Source organism: Paenibacillus glycanilyticus (assembly GCF_051200795.1).
GTDB classification, from domain to species: Bacteria; Bacillota; Bacilli; order Paenibacillales; family Paenibacillaceae; genus Pristimantibacillus; species Pristimantibacillus glycanilyticus.
Genome location: NZ_CP195155.1, coordinates 4,719,833 through 4,738,301, shown reverse-complemented (window position 1 = coordinate 4,738,301; position 18,469 = coordinate 4,719,833). Strand labels below are relative to the sequence as shown.

The following is an 18,469-nucleotide window of genomic DNA, read 5'->3' as shown; positions in this document are numbered from 1 at the left end:
AGTGAAGGTAGTTGTGCAACGCAGCAAGCAGGCAAGCGTAACCATCGACGGGGAAGTCGTTGGGGCAATCGATAACGGTCTCGTGCTTCTCGTCGGAATCACGCATGAAGACACGGAAGAGGATATCCGCTGGATGGCGGATAAGGTAGCGGGTCTGCGGATCTTCGAGGACGAGAATGAGAAAATGAACTTCTCCGTCGTTGACGTCGGCGGACAGATTCTATCGATTTCGCAGTTCACGTTGTACGGGGACAGCAGGAAAGGGCGGCGTCCGAACTTTATGGCTGCCGCGCGTCCGGAGCTGGCGGAACCGCTGTACAATCGGTTCAACGAGCAACTTCGCGCGGCAGGCCTGATCGTTGAGACGGGCCGTTTCGGCGCGATGATGGATGTCGCTCTCGTGAACTCGGGACCCGTGACATTAATTATCGACAGCAAGCAGTAAATAGCGGGTAAGATAGGCTCCGGCTGGCAACAATAGAGACAGGCATGGCTTAATCGGCCTCAAGTATCTGTTGGCAGAAGGAGCTTAACTTATGCATCAATCCCGCAAGGAACAAGGCGTGGAACGGGCCTCCCGCAGACTTCTTCATACGGATCGCCGCGAAGCGATCGTGATGTCGAGGCTGGAGGAGCAGGTGGAGACGGCGGAGGAATTTTTCGCATTCCCTTCGAACCGGCGTGAGCCCGGCGGACGCATGTAAGTAGAACTTAAGCGAAAGGCTGCTCTTGCCGGGCAGCTTTTTTGCTTCAAAAGCGAATGTTCGTAAATGAACCGCTTACTATTTTGTAACATTACTGTAATGAGTTTATAACGGTTTTTTAACATCGCTATCCTATAATAAATCTCGACCCCCTTTTTAAAAATATAATTTCTGGACCTGCAACGATGGCTGCAGGTTTTTTTTTGTCCGCAAAGAGGCATACTGATGAAATGTGATTGACTATTGACTAATTTTGTCGACACGGTTAGAATTAGGACTCAGTATATAAATTTTGATTCGTTGATGGAACAAAGTAATCCCGTGCACGTACCCAGAGAGAGGCGCCAAGGCTGCAAGCGTCTTTATGGTGACAGGATGAAGCGACCTTCCGGAGAACAGACGGTGAACGGATGATCCGCAGGATCATTGCCACTAGCCGATCTGCGTGTAACGGGCGTTAACCGTTAATGAGCGGACTGGATTGTCCGGAATATGGGTGGCACCACGGGAGTTCAACTCTCGTCCCTAACGATTAGCCTTTAACGGCATGTCGTTAGGGGCGGGAGTTTTTTGCGTGATTAAGAGTTGTTATGAAGATTACGCTTACGAGGCAAGAATCATCGCAAAAGACGCGACAATTCTTTTTAGGAGGGTTTGCAATGGCTTTTCAAAAGTCACCGGGCACGCAGGATATTTTGCCTGGAGTAGTTGAGCGCTGGCAGTATGCGGAGCAGAAAGCCCGCGACATTTGCCGACGTTTTAATTTCCGCGAGATTCGTACACCGATCTTTGAAGCTACGGAGCTGTTCCAACGCGGCGTAGGCGAAACGACGGATATCGTGGAGAAGGAGATGTACACCTTCACGGACCGCGGTGATCGCAGCATTACGCTTCGTCCGGAAGGAACGGCGGGCGTTGTCCGTTCGTACGTCGAGAACAAATTGTACGGAGAACCGGATGTTTCGAAGCTGTATTATATCGGACCGATGTTCCGTTACGAGCGCCAGCAGGCCGGCCGTTACCGCCAATTCCACCAATTCGGGATCGAGGCGCTTGGATCGGTGGATCCGGCGATTGACGCGGAGGTTATCGCGCTCGGGTATACCTTCTATACGGAGGTAGGACTAAAGGGCGTCCGCGTGGAGATCAACTCCGTTGGCACGCCCGCGGTTCGCGCAGCCTTCCGGGAGAAGCTGCTTGCTTTCCTAATGCCGATGCGCGAACAGCTCTGCAAGGACTGCCAGTCCCGCATGGAGCGCAATCCGCTGCGCGTACTAGACTGCAAGACCGATCAGGCCCGCTTTGAAGAGGCGCCATCGATTCTCGACAGCCTGGACGAGGAATGCAATATCCACTTCGACAAGGTAAAAACGTACCTGACGGATATGGGCATTCCATTCTCGATCAATCCAAGACTTGTTCGCGGCCTCGATTATTATACTCACACCGCTTTCGAATACAAGGCGGAAGGGATCGGCGCTATCGATACGATTGGCGGCGGCGGCCGTTATAACGGACTTGTAGCCGAGATCGGCGGACCGGATCAACCGGGCGTAGGACTTGGTCTTGGCTTGGAACGCACGATTATGCTGCTTGAGCATCAACAAGCCGTCCTGGACAACGCGCATCAGATTGACGTGTACGTGGTAGCGCTGGGCGAAGCGGCAGAACGGGAAGTAACAAGACTGGTCTACGAGCTTCGCACCTCCGGTATCCGCGCGGAACGCGATTATCTGGGCCGTAAAATGAAGGCGCAGATGAAATCGGCAGACCGTCTGCAAGCCCGGTATACGGCTATTCTCGGCGATGACGAACTGACGCGCGGCGAGATTGCCTTGAAGGAAATGGCAACAGGCGAGCAGCGCGTAGTGGCGCTTGCAAGTCTGGCTTCGGAACTGAAATCCAACTAATTATAAAGGGGAGTTACATCCATTATGATGCTGAAAACTCATCAGTGCGGCACCTTAACAAAAGCCAACATTGGCGAAGAAGTAACACTAAACGGCTGGGTACAACGCCGCCGTGACCTTGGCGGTGTCTTGTTCATCGACCTGCGCGACCGTACAGGTATCGTGCAAACCGTATTTAACCCTGATTTCTCCGGCGAAGCTTTGGCAATCGCCGACCGTGCGCGTAACGAATTCGTACTGGCTGTTAAAGGTACGGTTGTAGAACGCGATGCGGAGACGGTTAACAAAAACCTGGCAACAGGCGAAATCGAGATCCGAGTGACGGAGATTGAAGTGATCAATGCTGCGAAGACGCCTCCATTCCCTATCGAAGACGGAGTTGAAGTAGACGAATCGCTTCGCCTGAAATACCGTTACCTCGACCTGCGCCGTCCGGAAATGCACAAAACGCTCTTGCTTCGTTCGAAAGCGGCAAAAGTATTCCGTGACTTCCTTGACGGTGAAGGCTTTATCGACGTTGAAACGCCAATCCTGACGAAAAGCACGCCGGAAGGCGCTCGCGATTACCTGGTACCAAGCCGCGTTCACGAAGGCGAATTCTTCGCGTTGCCGCAATCCCCGCAAATCTTCAAGCAATTGCTGATGGTCGGCGGTATTGAGCGCTACTACCAAATCGCTCGCTGCTTCCGTGACGAAGACCTTCGCGCTGACCGTCAACCGGAATTCACGCAAGTCGACATCGAGACTTCGTTCCTGACGCAGGATCAATTGCTCGGCATGATGGAGCAGCTGATTGCGCGCCTGTTCCGCGAAACGATTGGCGTAGAGGTTGAGCTTCCGCTCCAACGCATTACTTACGCGGATGCAATGAACAAATACGGTTCCGACAAGCCGGACCTTCGTTTCGGCATGGAAATCGAAGATATTACCGATATCGTTGCTACAAGCGACGTTAAAGTTTTCGCAAGCGTTGCGGCAAGCGGCGGCGTCGTGAAGGCGTTCAACGCAAAAGGCTGCGGCCACTGGAGCCGCAAAGAGCTTGACGATCTGCAGCCGTTCGCTGCCCGTTACGGCGGTAAAGGCCTGGCATGGATCACGATTAAAGACGGCGAGTGGAAAGGTCCAATCGTTAAATTCTTGAAGCCTGAAGAAATCGCGGCTTTGACTGAGCGTCTGAACGTTGAAGAGGGCGACCTCCTGACATTCTCCGCCGACAAAGCGAAAGTTGTTGCCGACGTTCTGGGCAACCTGCGTCTGAAAGTCGGCCGTGAGCTGGGTCTGATCGACGACTCCAAGTTCAAGTTCGTATGGGTTGTTGACTTCCCTATGCTCGAGTGGGACGAAGAAGCAAAACGTTTCGTAGCGGTTCACCACCCGTTCACGCGTCCGAAGGAAGAAGACCTGCATCTGTTCGAGACGGATCCGGGACAAATCCGCGCGCAAGCCTACGATATCGTTCTGAACGGCTACGAAGTTGGCGGCGGCTCGATGCGTATCTACAAACGCGATATTCAGGAGAAAATGTTCGGCGCGCTTGGCTTCAACATGGAAGAAGCGCATGAGAAGTTTGGCTTCCTGCTTGACGCATTCGATTACGGTACGCCTCCGCACGGCGGTATCGCATTCGGTTTCGACCGTCTTGTCATGCTGCTGACAGGCCGCACGAACCTGCGCGAGACCATCGCATTCCCGAAAACGGCAAGCGCAACCGACCTGCTCTGCGACGCACCGTCTCCGGTCGAGCTGTCGCAGCTTGAGCAGCTCCATATCCGCACTGTTCTGAAGCCTAAGCCGGAAGCGGCTGCTGCAGGCAACAAGCAAGCTTAAGCTTATGCTTTCGATGTAAGAATCATCACGAACAGCCATAAGGCTGTTTAGGTGACAATTCTTTTTAGGGGGCGGCAACGAATTATGCTGCATCAATTTTCTCGCACCGAGCTTGCGATCGGTCCGGAAGGCCTCGACGTGATGAGAGGGAGTACCGTCGCCGTGCTTGGCATCGGCGGCGTAGGCTCCATCGCGGCCGAGGCTCTTGCCCGGACCGGTGTTGGCCGGATCATCCTTATCGATAAGGATGTTGTGGATATTACAAATGTGAACCGCCAGATTCATGCGCTCACCACAACGGTTGGACAACCGAAGGCTGATCTGATGCGCGACCGGATTAAGCTAATTAATCCGGAATGCGATGTTATCTCGCTGCGGATGTTCTATACGGAAGAAACGTATGAGCAGCTGTTTGCTTATGAACTTGATTATGTCGTGGACGCTTCGGACACAATCTCGTATAAAGTCCATCTGATCAAGGAATGCCTGGAGCGGAAAATTCCGATCATCTCCAGCATGGGTGCCGCGAACAAGATGGATCCGACGAGATTTACCGTTGCGGACATCTCGAAGACGCATACGGATCCTATCGCGCGCGTGGTACGCACGAAGCTGCGCAAGGACGGCATTAAGAAAGGCGTGAAGGTAGTCTTTTCCGACGAGCTGCCCAAGAAGCCTCGCGAGGACGTGACGCAGCGCATCGTGCCGGAGAATGCTCCGGAGATCCGCAAAGCGAAGCAGCCGCCCGCGAGCAACGCGTTTGTGCCTCCGGTTGCCGGGCTTATCATGGTAAGCGTAGTGGTGCAGGATCTGTTGGCGAAGCATGGTATTGAAGTATAGTGGAAAGGCTGTCCTTCTGGACGGCCTTTCTTTTTTTATATCGTGGGGATGATGGATTTGCAGGAAAGTATCTCCTTCCGGTTGCTGTTGCTTGTGCTTTGCATGAACAATATTCAGTGGAGGCAAAGCACAAGCAAAGGCAAGCGCTGCGCTCCTCCAGGAGATACTTACCTTCCAATCCATTCCCACACGAACCAAAACAACAGCATGCATTCACAATGCCAAAAGATCCTGCGTGGGGAGGGGGCGGAAAGAACCGCAAGCGGAAATTCGCTTGCGGTTCTTTTTGGGATTAGAGGGAGGAGCGATGGTCGGAGAAGGCACGGAGATATTGAATGCTGTCTTCTTTTATGAACCTGCAGCCGGGAACAATCGGGTTCTTCATGAGCTGCACGGATAAGGCGTTGAGGACACGGGATAACGGCGTTCGTTCATGGTCATCGATGTGGAATTCCAAGCCGTATTGATAAATGCCAGGTTCCAGCTCCTGTAGCCAGACAACCTTGCCGTATAGCTTGAAGCTTTTGTAGAGAAGCTGGGCTTCAATCTCTAACAGAATTCCGGAATGGACGGCAAGCTGGATGGAGGACAAAAATCGCAAGCCTCCGGCTCCTATATTTTCGATGACGATTTCCGTTTTGCCAAGGTCAATGCTTCTTCCGTTGATCTCATTGACGGTCATTAAAGCGCTGATAGGGTGAGGAAGATGAACCCGGAAATAGGCCCGTCTGTTCTCGAATGGAGCATCAGCACCTTTCATAAGGGGAGTCAGCATCCCGCGCTTCAGCAATTCGGCAAACGCTTCGGCTTGCACGGGTCTGCTGAACAGGTAGCCTTGCACCAAATCGCATTTCAGAAGCTTGAGAATATGAAGCTGCTCCTCAGTCTCTACTCCTTCCGCCACAACCGACATGTTCATATGCTGGGCGAGTTGAATAATCGTGCTGATAATGGCATTATCGTCGCTGCCTTGATGCAGGTCATGAATAAACGACCGGTCAATCTTCAGAATGCCGATCGTATGCTTGAATCTTTTCAGATAGGATAAGGAAGAGTAGCCCGTTCCAAAGTCGTCAAGCGAGATAGTAACGCCAAGCTTGTTCAGCGCATCAAGAGTATGCATGACCGTTTCCGCATTTTCGAGCAGAGAGGATTCAGTAATTTCAATCTCCAAGTACCGGGGTTCCAGCTCGGTCTCGGCTAAAATCTGCTGGATGGAGTCCATAATATCTTTGGATAGGAACCGTTTGGCCGTTACGTTAATCGAGATCGGAATAGGTTTTAGACCCGCAAGCTGCCACTCTTTGTTTTGACGGCATACCGTCCGCTTAACCCAGTTGCCAAGCGATACGATTAATCCGGTTTCTTCCGATATCGGTATAAACTCATTCGGAGCTATCAGTCCCCACTCAGGATGATTCCACCTGATTAACGCCTCGGCGCCAACGATTTCGCCCGTATGGATATTCACCTTCGGCTGATAATACATCTCCAGCTCCTCACGCTGAATAGCCTTGCGGAGATCCTTCTCGAGCGTAAAGATTTTGTAGGTTTGCACGTTCATCGAAGAGGTGAAAATCTGATAGCCGTTTTTACCAAGGTCTTTAGCCCGGTAAAGAGCGGAGTCGGCGTTTTTCATCAGAGTGGAACAATCTTCCCCGTCGTTAGGATAGATGCTGATTCCTACGCTCGTTGTAATATACAGCTCGTAATCCCCGATAATAAAGGGTTCTCGAATTCTCTCTATAATACGCCTGGCGACCTCGATCGCACTGTTATTATCCTTGATGTGCGGGAGAATGACGGTAAATTCATCCCCGCCCATTCTAGCGACAAAGTCGTTCTCCCTGATCTGCTCCAGCAGGCGTTTGGCGAAGGCAATCAACAGCTGGTCTCCAACGGCATGTCCTAATGAGTCATTGATATATTTGAATCGGTCCATGTCGAGATACATGACCGCGAAATGACGGCGGGTTATCTTGGCTGTCTCCAAGGCATGCTCCAGCATCTCTTCGAACTTTCTTCGGTTGGGAAGCTCGGTTAAGGCGTCGTGATAGGCGAGAAAAGCATTCAATTCCTCGGCTCGTTTCCGCTCCGTCACATCAAGGATGGTACCTATGACGGCGGGGGCGCCTTGATACATGATCCGGTTGGAATACATCTCTACATCAAGTATTTTCCCTTCCGCCGTTAACACGCGCAGAGGATGACGGATGGCATCGGATTCGTTATACAGGATTTGAATGTTTCGTTTTACAAACGAGTAGTCGTCCGGATACACGATGTCCCAAATGCTCATTCCGATAATTGCTTCTTTATATCCAAGCATGTCTACCAGATGGGGATTGGCATACAAGATGATATTTTTTTTAATGATATAGACGCCAACAATCGATTTTTCCACCAGGCTGCGGTATTTAGATTCGGCTTCGATAAGGGCATTCTCGGCTTGTTTTTTCGTTGTGATATCTTTGGCAATGGAGTAAATTCCCACAATACGGTTGTCAATCGTGATGGGAAGCTTCGTCATTTTCATGTAGACCAGATGGCCTTGCTTATGCCGGCATACCAGTTCATAGCTCTGGACCGTACCCTGCAGCGCCTGATCGAAATAAATGCGGGCTTTATCCCGTTCATTCTCGGCAATCAAGCGACTATAATTGGAATACAATAATTCCTCTTTGGAGTAGCCTAATATTTTTTCGAGTGCGGAGTTGCAATCCATAAAGTTGCCGTTCAAATCAAAATAAGAGATCGCATCGGGGTTCTGTTCAAAAAGGGATTCGTAGCGCTGCTTGTTAATCTGAAATAATTGCTTGTTTCTGGTCTCGTCCGAGATATCGTTGCTTATTCCAATGATGCCCGTAATTTGCTCATGCATAAAAATAGGGGAGAGGGTCGTCATGACATCAACGCTATGTCCGTGTTTATGGAGAATGGCGATCTGAAAAGACAGAGTCTCGCCATCAAGAGCCCTCTGATTATAAGCCGTCGCTTGCTCAAGGTCCTCAGGCTTAATGAATTGGCTAAAGTGGATATGCTCCTCTTTGCCGTAGCCGGTTAATTTAACGGCCGCATCGTTCACGTCAAGGATGTTGCCTTGCAAATCGATGATAAAGGCAGCGCTGAACATATTTTTTAACAGGGAAATGTAACGCTGCTCCATTAATTTGATATCCGACAGATCCTTTGCAATGGCGTAGAATCCGTCGATCTCATCGTTTATCTTTCTTGGGAAAGCGGTAACCGTCAGATCGATGAATGGGCCTTTTTTATGAAGAACGCGGACTTCGAAAATTTGAATTTCGCCCTGCAGCAGCCTTTCGAAATGCTCCTTTGCCCGTTGACGCTGATTGCCCGGTAAAAGGGAACCGTAAGTCATATGCTTGAACTCTTCCGGGGTGTATCCTAATGTATTCGTAAAGGCCTGGTTCGCTTCGGTCAGACGTCCGTTATGATCGAACAGCAGGAAGATATCTGACCGATGGTCAAACAAGGACGTATTAAACCATTCGGAAAGAATCGGGATATCCTCTTGTCTCTTATTTTTCTTCAAGAAATCCAGCTTAAATAAACTCATATCAGTTTTCCGCCCACCTGCAACTATGTATGTTGAATCATTATATCAAGCTTTGTATTTTTTTGTCGATTTACTATGAGAAGTCATAAATGGACGGGGCTGTTAATAGAACAAAACCGCAAGCGGAATCCGCTTGCGGTTTTTGTCTTTTACGTTATTTAGTTGTTGGCTCAACCAACTGCTTAAGCTCGGAGATCAAGACATCCAGCTGCGCGTAACCTTCCACGAGATGGCCGATCTTTACATCCTGCGTTTCCATACTCGCGCATACCTCTTCTACGGAAGCCATATTCTGCTCGGTTATGGCCGCCATGCCCGTCATCTCGTCTGCGATGGAGGAGTAACGGTCATACAGCTGTTTGGAGGATTCACCAACGGTATCGGACTGCTGCTTGACCTGCTCGGTATTGCTGTTAATCCGCCTGATAATGCCTTCTACCTTTTGCGATGCTTCGTAGCTGGTATCCACAGCCTGCTGACCGAGATGGACTTGCTCGCTTACGGCTGTAACCGACGTATGGATGGTGCTCAGAATGTTCGTAATTTCGCCGGCTGCAATATTCGCGTTATCAGCGAGCTTGCGAACCTCACCGGCAACAACGGCGAAACCTCGACCATGCTCGCCGGCACGGGCAGCTTCGATCGCCGCGTTCAGGGACAGAAGATTCGTCTGCTCGGAAATCTCCCGGATCGAGCCAACGATCGAGCTAACCTGCTCGTTCTGCTCAATCAACTGCTCCATCAAGGATACGGTCTGTGCGATAATCGCCTTGACGCTGTTCACATCCGTTGTTAAGGTCTGGATCAGCTCATTGCCTTCCACGGTAAGCACGGCCGTATCCGCGGAATACTGCTGCAGCTGCGTTGAGCCTTCGCGAAGCTGGGAGACGGCGCTCTCAATCGTGTGGGCGGAATCGCTGACGCTAAGCACCATGCTTGTCTGCTTCTCAATGGAAGCGGACATTTCCGCAAAGGTAGTGGTGACCTCGCGCGAGATCTGGCCGGTCGATTCGACCGTGCCTTTCTGCTCGTTGCTGAATTCGCCAAGAATAAGAATCATCGATTTCAGCTTCTCGACGACCTTCTCGGTCAGTTCCTTCGCTTCCAGCGCTTCGCGCCGCTCGCTCGTAACATCGGACTGCAGACGTTGGCTGAATTTCGCGGAGAAGGAGAGCGCGACCGTCGCAAAGATCAGATATAAGAACAGGTAGAGCAGAGAATCATTCGGGAATAACTGCTGCTGCAAATCGGAATCCAGGAAAATGTACGTGCTGACGCCCATGCCGAGAACACCGGTGAAGATGATAGGCTTATAATCCGCGTAAAGCGTCATGACGGCAATATTAACGTAGACGAGGAAATATGTACTTATAATCGGATGCGGATCGGATACGATCAGCAGCACCGTTAAGGCGGTTAGAATGACCGGTACGACGTACATGATGTACTGGACCATAATCCGTTTGTAAGTCATAAAGGTTGCCAGCCCGCAGCTGATAAGGCCAACGACAGCCAGCAGAACAATCATATCCGTCCCGAGACCTGCTCCTAGATCGGCAAGAAGGCCTAGAGCAAGCAGTCCCCATAAAATTTTTACAAATAAACGATTCCGTTTGTCGAGTATAAGCTGATCTTTGGTCATAGTCGTGATCTCTACCTTTACACAGTGGTTTTATAAGGCTTACATAGCTCTGCTGGCAGATCTGGCAGGCGAGGCGGCCGGATAGACCAGCCAGTTGTATTGTTCTTTATTGCGGTAGATGGACTCCATGTCGAAAATGACGGGAATGACGTCATCTCCCTTATAGAACGTTTTGCCGCCAACCTTTTCCATCGGAACGCGGAAAGTAATTCGTAGAGCACGGTAGAATACGGGCTCCAGCAGCGATATAAAGTAGCGGAAATTGTACTTCTCGGCACAATATACGGCGGATGATAATAAATCCGAGATCGGCTGTTGTCCTCTATAATGCTGCAAGACTGCGATTTTATCGATTTCCGCTACGCGGGTGGGATCTTCGGTGATTTTGAAATGCTGTTGGAAAGGAGCGACCGTATCGATCTCGTTAAGGCCGGGCAGGTAAGGTTTAATTTCGGACGTTCCTACGCATTGTCCATCCTCGGCTACAGCCAGGTACCGTTCGACGACCTGTGCCGTATGCTCGAGCTCATAGCCCTTTTCCTCCCATACAGAGACCCAAATGCTGTTGAACACCGCTAATTCCCATTCGCTCTTCACAGATTTGAACAAAACACAACTCTCCTTATCCTCTCTCTCTGTCTAATGTTTTTTATCTCTTTAAGTTCCCTCTCGTGGCTTGCCATCCGCTTTGCGCGGCATGACAAAGGAAATATATTCCTGCAATTTATATCGGCTCTTTAGTAGTGAAATATTATAGTAATACCTACAAATTAACTAGGTTTTAACAAAAAAATATGGCAACAGTCCCATTTCCGAATGGTGGCGAACGTATGTGCGAGTATGCTATCATCATAGTAACGCATTTATGCAGGTAAAAAGGTTGTGACTTCATAATGGATTTATTCTCCTATCAGGAGGCGGAGACGCCGCGGGCAAGACTGCTTGCCGACCGAATGCGGCCGGAGACGCTGGATGACTATATCGGGCAAGAGCATATCATTGGAGCGGGCAAGCTGCTGCGCAGGGCGATAGAAGGCGACCAAGTATCGTCGATCCTGCTGTACGGCCCTCCGGGCTGCGGCAAAACGACGCTCGCGAATATTATTTCGAAACGTACGGCAGGGGAGTTCGTCAAGCTAAACGCGGTAGACGCGTCGGTGAAGGACGTCAGGGAAGTCATTGACACGGCGAAGACAAACAAGCTGATGTACGGTAAAAAAACGATTTTATTCCTCGACGAGGTTCACCGGTTTAACACGTCCAGGCAGGACGCGCTGCTGCCGGCCGTTGAGCAGGGGATCATTATATTTATCGGAGCAACGACGGAGAATCCGTTCCATCATGTGAACGGGGCGCTCTTGTCCCGCTCAACGCTGTTCCAACTGGAGCCGCTTAATGAGAAGCATGCGCTGGAGGCCATGAAGCGGGCTTTGACGGACAGGGACCGCGGACTTGGCTTTATGACGCTTCACGCCGAGGAAGAGGCGCTTCAGCACATCGCGGAGATGGCGGGCGGCGATATCCGCCGAGCGCTCAATGCACTGGAGCTCGCAGCGGTCACAACCCCTTCGGAGCCGGACGGTTCGGTCCGGATTACGATGGAGGTTGCGCAGGAATCGATCCGGAAGCCAACCGTCCGGGCGGATACGTCTACGCAGTATGATGTTCTGTCGGCGTTCCACAAGAGTATCCGGGGCTCGAGCGATGCCGCCTTGTTCTGGTTTCTCTATGCGGTCGAGAAGCTTGGCATGGATCCGATGACCTTCCTCCGGCGGCTTATCGTGGCTTGCAGCGAGGATATCGGTCTTGCCAATCCGCAGGCGATGGTGCAGGCGGTAACGGCCATGGATGCGTACCATAAGATCGGCTGGCCGGAGGCGAAGTACAATATTGCTCAGGCCATATTGTTTGCCGTCGAGAGTCCGAAGTCGAATGCGGCAGCGGTTGCGATCGGCAAAGCGATGTCCGTTATCGAGGGGGCGGGACAAGCGGAAGTGCCGCTTCATCTGCGGGATACGCATTACAAAGGCGCCCAGCAGCTTGGCCACGAGGGCTACAAGTATCCGCATGATTACCCCGGCCATTACGTGAATCAGCAATATTTGCCGGACAACTTAAAGGGCGTAACTATTTACAAAGCGACCGAGCAGGGGATGGAAGGGAAAATTCGCCAGAACCAGGAGCTCCGTCAGCGGAAAAAATAACAGGAAAGGACCTTCCGGCGGAAGGTCCTCTTTGCTTAGAGCGTAATTTGAATCTTGACGGTTTCGTTTTCGTAACGGAAGCGGATATCGCCGTTATATTTATGAACCGTCTTTGCGATAATCGACAGCCCGTTGCCGCGCATGGCGTTCGGATTCGCTTTGGTCGTATATCCGTCGGTGTGGAACAAATTCTTCTGATCCTTCGCATGCAATATGGCCGGATTTTCTACCGTATAGACGGTTTTGACACCCTTGGAGCGGGAGGTCACCACAATACGCCGCGGCAGCTTGCCCTCGTAAACCTCGGTAGCTTCAATGGCGTTGTCGAGCAGGTTCGAGAATATTTTGACCAGATCCATCGATTCGATTTTGCTGTATTCATCGGTATCGGTCTCAAACTGCATCTCTATGCCTTTGGATTGCGCCAGCTCCCATTTGCTCTGGAACAAAATCAGAATAACCGGATTATTGATTTTCATCGACAGATCAAGAGCCCTGGAGTCGGCTGCAAGCTGCTTCAAATATTCCGTTGCCCTGTCGTACTTCTTCAGCGTCAGTAGACCGTGAAGCACCTGAAGATGGTTCATTCGGTCATGACGGCTGGATTTGATGGAATCGATGACTTTCCCCATCTCGGAAATATACATTTGCTCGGATTCGTAAAGATCCTGCTTGAGCCGTGTTTTGTGCCATTTTCTAAGGACAAAAAAGGCGATCAGCAAAATGACGGCAAAAAGAATGTCGATGGTGAAGACGACTTTGTTGCTGTTAATAACCTCTTGGCTGATGGATTCCAGCTGGCTGGCATCAATATCGATGGCCATAACGCCAAGCAGCTTCCCGGACTCGCTGACAATAGGCACGCCTATGGACAAATAGACGCCATGCGTCTTATCCTGTATGATGCCGGTATAATACTCCAATCCGTCTTTAGCCTGATTGACCTGTTTGGGCGGCACCGTGCAAGGAGAGCCGATTGGCAGCAGCTCGGACTCGGTTGGAACCGCCGACAACATCACCTTGGCGACATCCGTGTCATCCAGGAGCAGCGTATAAACGTACAGAGCATGGATCCGGGAGCGGTACTCCTCGAGATACTGAATGATGGAGGGATCCGGCTGCTTGGTTTGAAGAAAACGTTCGTACGCCGATTTGTCCAGTCCGGCCGCCATATCTTGCGCAATGGTTATATACTGCTTCGCCAGGGTCGTTTGCGTTGCGTTCCCCGTGGAGTAGTAAGTCAGAACGAGTTTTGAGCAGGTTAAAATACTCAATATAGTGAAGGAAGTTACTAAAAAAAGAAGTTGCCTTCGAGAATTCATATGTAATAATCCTTTTCAAAATAGATTGTATGCATAAATATACATATTTTGTATTTGTAAAAAACGTCCAATCTTCATTATTAATCAAATTCATACCCACATCAACCCTTATTTTATGAAAAATAAAAAGGACCTAATTAGTGGTCCTTTTCCTTCTTTATTCTTTTTTAAAAGTGAATGGCGCCGGGGTAAAGGTATATCTCGTGGAAGAGCGGAGCGCCCGCCTTTGTTCTCCCTTTTCAACATAAACATTTGAATAAGGAAAAGGGAGAACAACAGCGGCTGAAGGAGATATACCTGTCCATGGCGATCAATTCACTATCTCCCGTCATGTTACCCCTCGGCGTTACTTCGCTTTTTTCCGCCCATGGGGCACAATCATCGGCGTGTCGTATAGCGGATCCCGAATGACATCGCATTTCAGGTGGAACACTTCCTCGATCATCGAAGCATCAACAATTTCGGAAGGCGCCCCTTGCGAATAGATGGCACCGTTCTTCACGGCTGCAATATGATCGGCGTACCGGCAGGCCAAGTTAATGTCATGCAGAACCATAACGATGGTCCGGCCATCCCGCTCGTTCATTTCCTGGAGCAGATCAAGCACCTCAATCTGATGCGTCAGGTCCAAATACGTGGTAGGCTCGTCGAGCAGAATAATGCCTGTCTGCTGCGCCAATGTCATGGCGATCCAGGCGCGCTGCCGCTGCCCGCCCGAGAGGGAGGAGACGGAACGCTCCGCCAGCTCTTCAATGCCTGTTGCGCGCAAGGCGGATTGCACGGCTTCTTCGTCTTCCTTCGACCATTGCTGCAGCCAGGTCTGGTAAGGATAACGGCCCTGCTTCACAAGCTGCTGCACGGTAAGTCCTTCCGGAGCAACAGGGCCTTGCGGGAGCAGGGAAAGCTGCTTGGCGGCAGCCTTGGCCGGTATGGACGACAGATCCTTGCCGCCCAGCGTTACTTCGCCCTTGGTTGGCTTCAGCAGCTTGGACAGGGCTCGCAGCAACGTGGATTTGCCGCAGCCGTTGCTTCCGATAAGGACGGTTATTTTACCATCGGGGATGGCTAGGTTTAATTGCTCAAATATGGATGCTCCGCCGTAAGAAAGGGAGATTCCTTTCGCTTCAAGCATGCTCATGGTTGACTTCCTCCAGCTTCGTTATTGGTTGCGGTAGCGATATAACATAAATAAGAAGAACGGCGCGCCGATAGCCGCGGTGAAAACGCCGGCCGGTATGTCCAGCGGAGCGAAGACGGTTCGGGCAATCAGATCGGATACAAGCAATAAAATAGCGCCAATCAAAGCGCTGACAGGCAGCAGTCCGCCAAATGACGAGCCGACAAGCTTCCGCGCCATATGCGGGGCAATCAGGCCAATAAAGGCAATCGCGCCGCCAATCGCAACGGCAGCCCCTGCCAGCGATACGCTTAGAAGCAGCAGGATAAACCGGTGCTTCTGCACGTGAGCGCCTGCGCTGCCGGCAACCTCATCGCCAAGCGCTTGTACATTAATATGGCGGGCCATGAGCCACGTGGCAGGAAGCAGGACAATCAGCCATGGAAGCAGCGTATAAACATCCTTCGCCCAGGACGAACCGTAGATGCTGCCCGTCATAAAGGTCATCGCCCGATTTGCCAGGAAATATGGGCTGGAAATAATAAACATGTAAGAGGTGGACTTGAACGCAGCCGACAATCCGGTTCCGATGAGAACCATCCGGAGCGGCGAAGCGCCGTTTTTCCAGGACAGAATATAGAGAATAAACGTAACCGCGTAAGCGCCGAGAATGGCGGCTACGGGCATCCAATGGACGGAGACATGGCCGCCAAGGAAAAAGAGAAACAAGACCGTGCCAAGGGACGCGCCTTCCGTTATCCCGGTAACATCGGGCGAAGCCAGCGGATTGCGGATCAGTCCCTGCAGCACGGCGCCAGCCGAAGCCAGGGCAGCTCCAACAAGCATGGCGATTACGATGCGCGGCAGCCGAAGCTTTAATACGATAACGTCATGCATGGCGCTCCCTTTGCCGATGATCGATTTGACCACGTCAAGGGGCGAGATGAACTGGCTGCCGATTCCGGTGCTTATAATGGCGCCCGCAGCGCAGAGCAGGAGCAAAATGAGCGTTGTCCATAATGCTCTGCGTTCGAGAAGATAGGACAGCTTGGGGCTGCTCAGCCGGACCGTCTTGTATTTGCTCATGATGTCTGTCTTCCTTTCCTGGCGATATAGACAAAGAAAGGTACTCCGATTACGGCGGTCATAACGCCCACCGGCACCTCTCGCGGCATGGCGATGTAGCGGGAGCCGATGTCGGCTGCTACCAGCAACACGCCGCCAAGAACGGCGCAATAAGGGATAACCCAGCGATAATCCGCGCCAACGAAATAACGGACGATATGCGGAATAATGATACCCACGAAAGCAATCGGGCCGGCAACGGCAACCGATGCGCCAGCCAGTAGAATAACCGCAGTTGAAGCGAGCCATTTGACAACAGCGGTCCGCTGGCCCAACGTCTGGGCAATATCGTCGCCCATGCCAAGGACGTTCAAATGACGGGAAAGTGCCAAGGCAATGATTAGGCCAACCGCCATGTAAGGCAGCACGCTGACAAGCATATGCATGTCACGGCCGGCAACCGAGCCGACAAGCCAGACCAGCACCTGATCGAACATTTTGCCGCTGGAGAGCATAAAGCCTTGGGTGAGCGACGCGAAGAATGCGGCGATCGAAGCGCCCGCCAACGTGATTTTGACCGGCGTCATACCGTCCCGCCCAATGCTGCCAAGGACGAATACGATTGCACCGCTGATTGCCGCGCCGAGCAGGGCAAGAAGAGTAAGGGGCTGCATGCCGTTAATGCCAAGCCAGCCGGATGCCACAACAACCATAAAGGAAGCTCCGGAATTGACGCCGAATACGCTTGGCGAAGCAATCGGGTTGCGGGTAACGACCTGCATCAGGGCGCCAGCGACAGCCAGGCTGGCACCGGCAGCAGCTGCGATTAGAGCCCGCGGAACCCTTGCCGTCTGTATGATCAAATGCTCTTGGTTAGAGGGCTGATAATGAAAGATGGCATCAAATACCGTTGCAAGCGGGATATCCGTTATGCCGAATGCAATGCTGCATATAATCGCTGCTCCAAGGAGCAGGAGAGATATTATGAATCCTGTTAGTCTCATGGCTGTTTGCGAACTCCTTTATCTCGGATGGCAACTTATTATATTTATGTACCTAGTGAATTTTAATAGAGGAGTTATTGCCCTGTCAATGAATATGAGAATCGTTATCAAATTTATGTTGACTATGTAGCGGTTTTCTTTTATATTGTCCAAGTGAGAAATATTATCATCGGGGGGCACTCATTCATATGAAGAACCGTTTCAACGGAAAAAAAATGATTTGGCTGATGCTTTGTACAATGATTATCGCTGTTCTGGCAGCAGGCTGCGGATCGAATTCCAACAATAACGCAGGTACAGATACATCCAATAACCAAGCAGGGAATTCGGAGCAGGCCGCTTCGAACGAGACCCGTATCGTGAAGCATGCAATGGGCGAAACCGAAATTAAAGGCACGCCGAAGCGGGTTGTTGTTCTTACGAATGAAGGAACGGAAGCCGTATTGGCGCTTGGCGTAAAGCCGGTTGGCGCCGTCAAATCGTTTACGGGCAACCCGTGGTACAACCATATCGCTGCGGATATGGAAGGCGTGGAAGTCGTAGGCGAGGAAGGCCAGCCGAATCTGGAGCTTATCGCCGGATTGCAGCCGGATCTTATTATCGCGAACAAAATGAGACATGAGGAAATCTATGAACAGCTGAAGGCTATCGCGCCAACGGTGGAAGCCGAAACGCTCCGCGGCGCATGGAAGGATAATTTCAAGCTGTACGCTGAAGCGCTTGGCAAAACCGAAGAGGGCAACAAGCTGCTTGCCGACTTTGACGCCCGAATTGAGGATTTCAAAGCGCAAGCGGGAGACAAATTGAAGGAAACCGTATCGTTTGTCCGCTTTATGGGCGGAAAGACGCGTGTCTATCATACGGATACCTTCTCCGGCGTTATCGCGGCTCAGATCGGATTGGCACGCAACGAGATGACGCTGAATTCGAAGGAAACGTTTGCCGACGAAATAACGAAGGAACGCCTGCCGGAAGCGGATGCGGACCGGATCTTCTACTTCACTTACGATACGGGTGACGGCAAGGGCTCCGCTCAAGAGCAGGAGTGGACAAACGATCCGATCTGGAAAGGTCTCAGCGCGGTAAAAGCAGGCCATGCCTACCGGGTGGACGACGCGATCTGGAATACGGCCGGCGGCATCAAGGCAGCTAACCTGATGCTTGATCAGCTTGCTGACAACTATGGCATTACGCTTACAAAATAATAGGACGAAAAAGCGCCGCTTCCATGACGAAGCGGCGCTTTTTTCTATC

General features: G+C 51.3%; 14 protein-coding genes. 7 read left to right on the top strand and 7 right to left on the bottom strand.

Annotated elements, in window-relative coordinates:
* The first annotated feature begins 1 nt into the window (after position 1).
* The 5 genes from dtd (at position 2) to ACR9FF_RS21385 (ending at position 5,281) form a co-directional block, all read left to right on the top strand.
* On the top strand, positions 2 to 445 hold the full coding sequence (dtd, locus tag ACR9FF_RS21405; RefSeq protein WP_127494515.1) for a D-aminoacyl-tRNA deacylase: 444 nt from the start codon (positions 2 to 4) through the stop codon (positions 443 to 445).
* A 91-nt stretch (positions 446 to 536) separates the two neighbouring features.
* Positions 537 to 704: a hypothetical protein gene (locus tag ACR9FF_RS21400; protein ID WP_015845938.1), complete on the top strand. Its 168-nt coding sequence runs from the start codon at positions 537 to 539 to the stop codon at positions 702 to 704.
* Between the two features lie 659 nt (positions 705 to 1,363).
* Entirely contained in the window at positions 1,364 to 2,614 is a 1,251-nt protein-coding gene (gene hisS, locus ACR9FF_RS21395; RefSeq protein ID WP_435164559.1) for a histidine--tRNA ligase, read from the top strand.
* Between the two features lie 24 nt (positions 2,615 to 2,638).
* The gene (gene aspS, locus ACR9FF_RS21390) at positions 2,639 to 4,441 is read left to right on the top strand and encodes an aspartate--tRNA ligase (RefSeq protein WP_435164556.1); all 1,803 of its coding nucleotides are present in this window, start codon (positions 2,639 to 2,641) and stop codon (positions 4,439 to 4,441) included.
* Between the two features lie 84 nt (positions 4,442 to 4,525).
* Positions 4,526 to 5,281 (top strand): tRNA threonylcarbamoyladenosine dehydratase, encoded by a 756-nt coding sequence (locus ACR9FF_RS21385; protein ID WP_127494508.1) that lies wholly within the window; start codon positions 4,526 to 4,528, stop codon positions 5,279 to 5,281.
* Positions 5,282 to 5,573: 292 nt separating this feature from the next.
* Here ACR9FF_RS21385 and ACR9FF_RS21380 read toward each other — a convergent pair whose 3' ends face one another.
* The 3 genes from ACR9FF_RS21380 to ACR9FF_RS21370 all read right to left on the bottom strand — a co-directional run bounded on the left by ACR9FF_RS21380 (position 5,574) and on the right by ACR9FF_RS21370 (position 11,112).
* Positions 5,574 to 8,861: a PAS domain S-box protein gene (locus ACR9FF_RS21380; RefSeq protein ID WP_435164552.1), complete on the bottom strand. Its 3,288-nt coding sequence runs from the start codon at positions 8,859 to 8,861 to the stop codon at positions 5,574 to 5,576.
* 154 nt (positions 8,862 to 9,015) lie between these two features.
* A complete protein-coding gene (locus tag ACR9FF_RS21375) occupies positions 9,016 to 10,503 on the bottom strand; it encodes a methyl-accepting chemotaxis protein (protein ID WP_127494504.1) in 1,488 nt (495 codons plus the stop codon).
* Positions 10,504 to 10,542: 39 nt separating this feature from the next.
* On the bottom strand, positions 10,543 to 11,112 hold the full coding sequence (locus ACR9FF_RS21370) for a GNAT family N-acetyltransferase (RefSeq protein ID WP_435164548.1): 570 nt from the start codon (positions 11,110 to 11,112) through the stop codon (positions 10,543 to 10,545).
* Between the two features lie 284 nt (positions 11,113 to 11,396).
* On the opposite strand from ACR9FF_RS21370, the gene ACR9FF_RS21365 reads away from it, so the two are divergent.
* The gene (locus ACR9FF_RS21365; RefSeq protein ID WP_127494500.1) at positions 11,397 to 12,707 is read left to right on the top strand and encodes a replication-associated recombination protein A; all 1,311 of its coding nucleotides are present in this window, start codon (positions 11,397 to 11,399) and stop codon (positions 12,705 to 12,707) included.
* 35 nt (positions 12,708 to 12,742) lie between these two features.
* Here the strand turns inward: ACR9FF_RS21365 and ACR9FF_RS21360 are convergent, their stop codons facing one another.
* The 4 genes from ACR9FF_RS21360 to ACR9FF_RS21345 form a co-directional block, all read right to left on the bottom strand.
* Positions 12,743 to 14,029, bottom strand: coding sequence for a GHKL domain-containing protein (locus tag ACR9FF_RS21360; RefSeq protein ID WP_435164544.1), 1,287 nt, complete (start codon positions 14,027 to 14,029; stop codon positions 12,743 to 12,745).
* A gap of 346 nt (positions 14,030 to 14,375) precedes the next feature.
* Complete coding sequence (locus ACR9FF_RS21355; RefSeq protein WP_435164541.1) at positions 14,376 to 15,167, bottom strand: ABC transporter ATP-binding protein; 792 nt, start codon at positions 15,165 to 15,167, stop codon at positions 14,376 to 14,378.
* A gap of 21 nt (positions 15,168 to 15,188) precedes the next feature.
* Complete coding sequence (locus ACR9FF_RS21350) at positions 15,189 to 16,232, bottom strand: FecCD family ABC transporter permease (protein ID WP_435164538.1); 1,044 nt, start codon at positions 16,230 to 16,232, stop codon at positions 15,189 to 15,191.
* Positions 16,229 to 17,215, bottom strand: a complete 987-nt coding sequence (locus ACR9FF_RS21345) for a FecCD family ABC transporter permease (protein WP_435164535.1) — start codon at positions 17,213 to 17,215, stop codon at positions 16,229 to 16,231. Before ACR9FF_RS21345 ends, ACR9FF_RS21350 begins: the two co-directional genes overlap by 4 nt.
* A gap of 188 nt (positions 17,216 to 17,403) precedes the next feature.
* Between ACR9FF_RS21345 and ACR9FF_RS21340 the strand changes: the two genes are divergently transcribed.
* Complete coding sequence (locus ACR9FF_RS21340; protein WP_127494489.1) at positions 17,404 to 18,420, top strand: ABC transporter substrate-binding protein; 1,017 nt, start codon at positions 17,404 to 17,406, stop codon at positions 18,418 to 18,420.
* Positions 18,421 to 18,469: the final 49 nt, after the last annotated feature.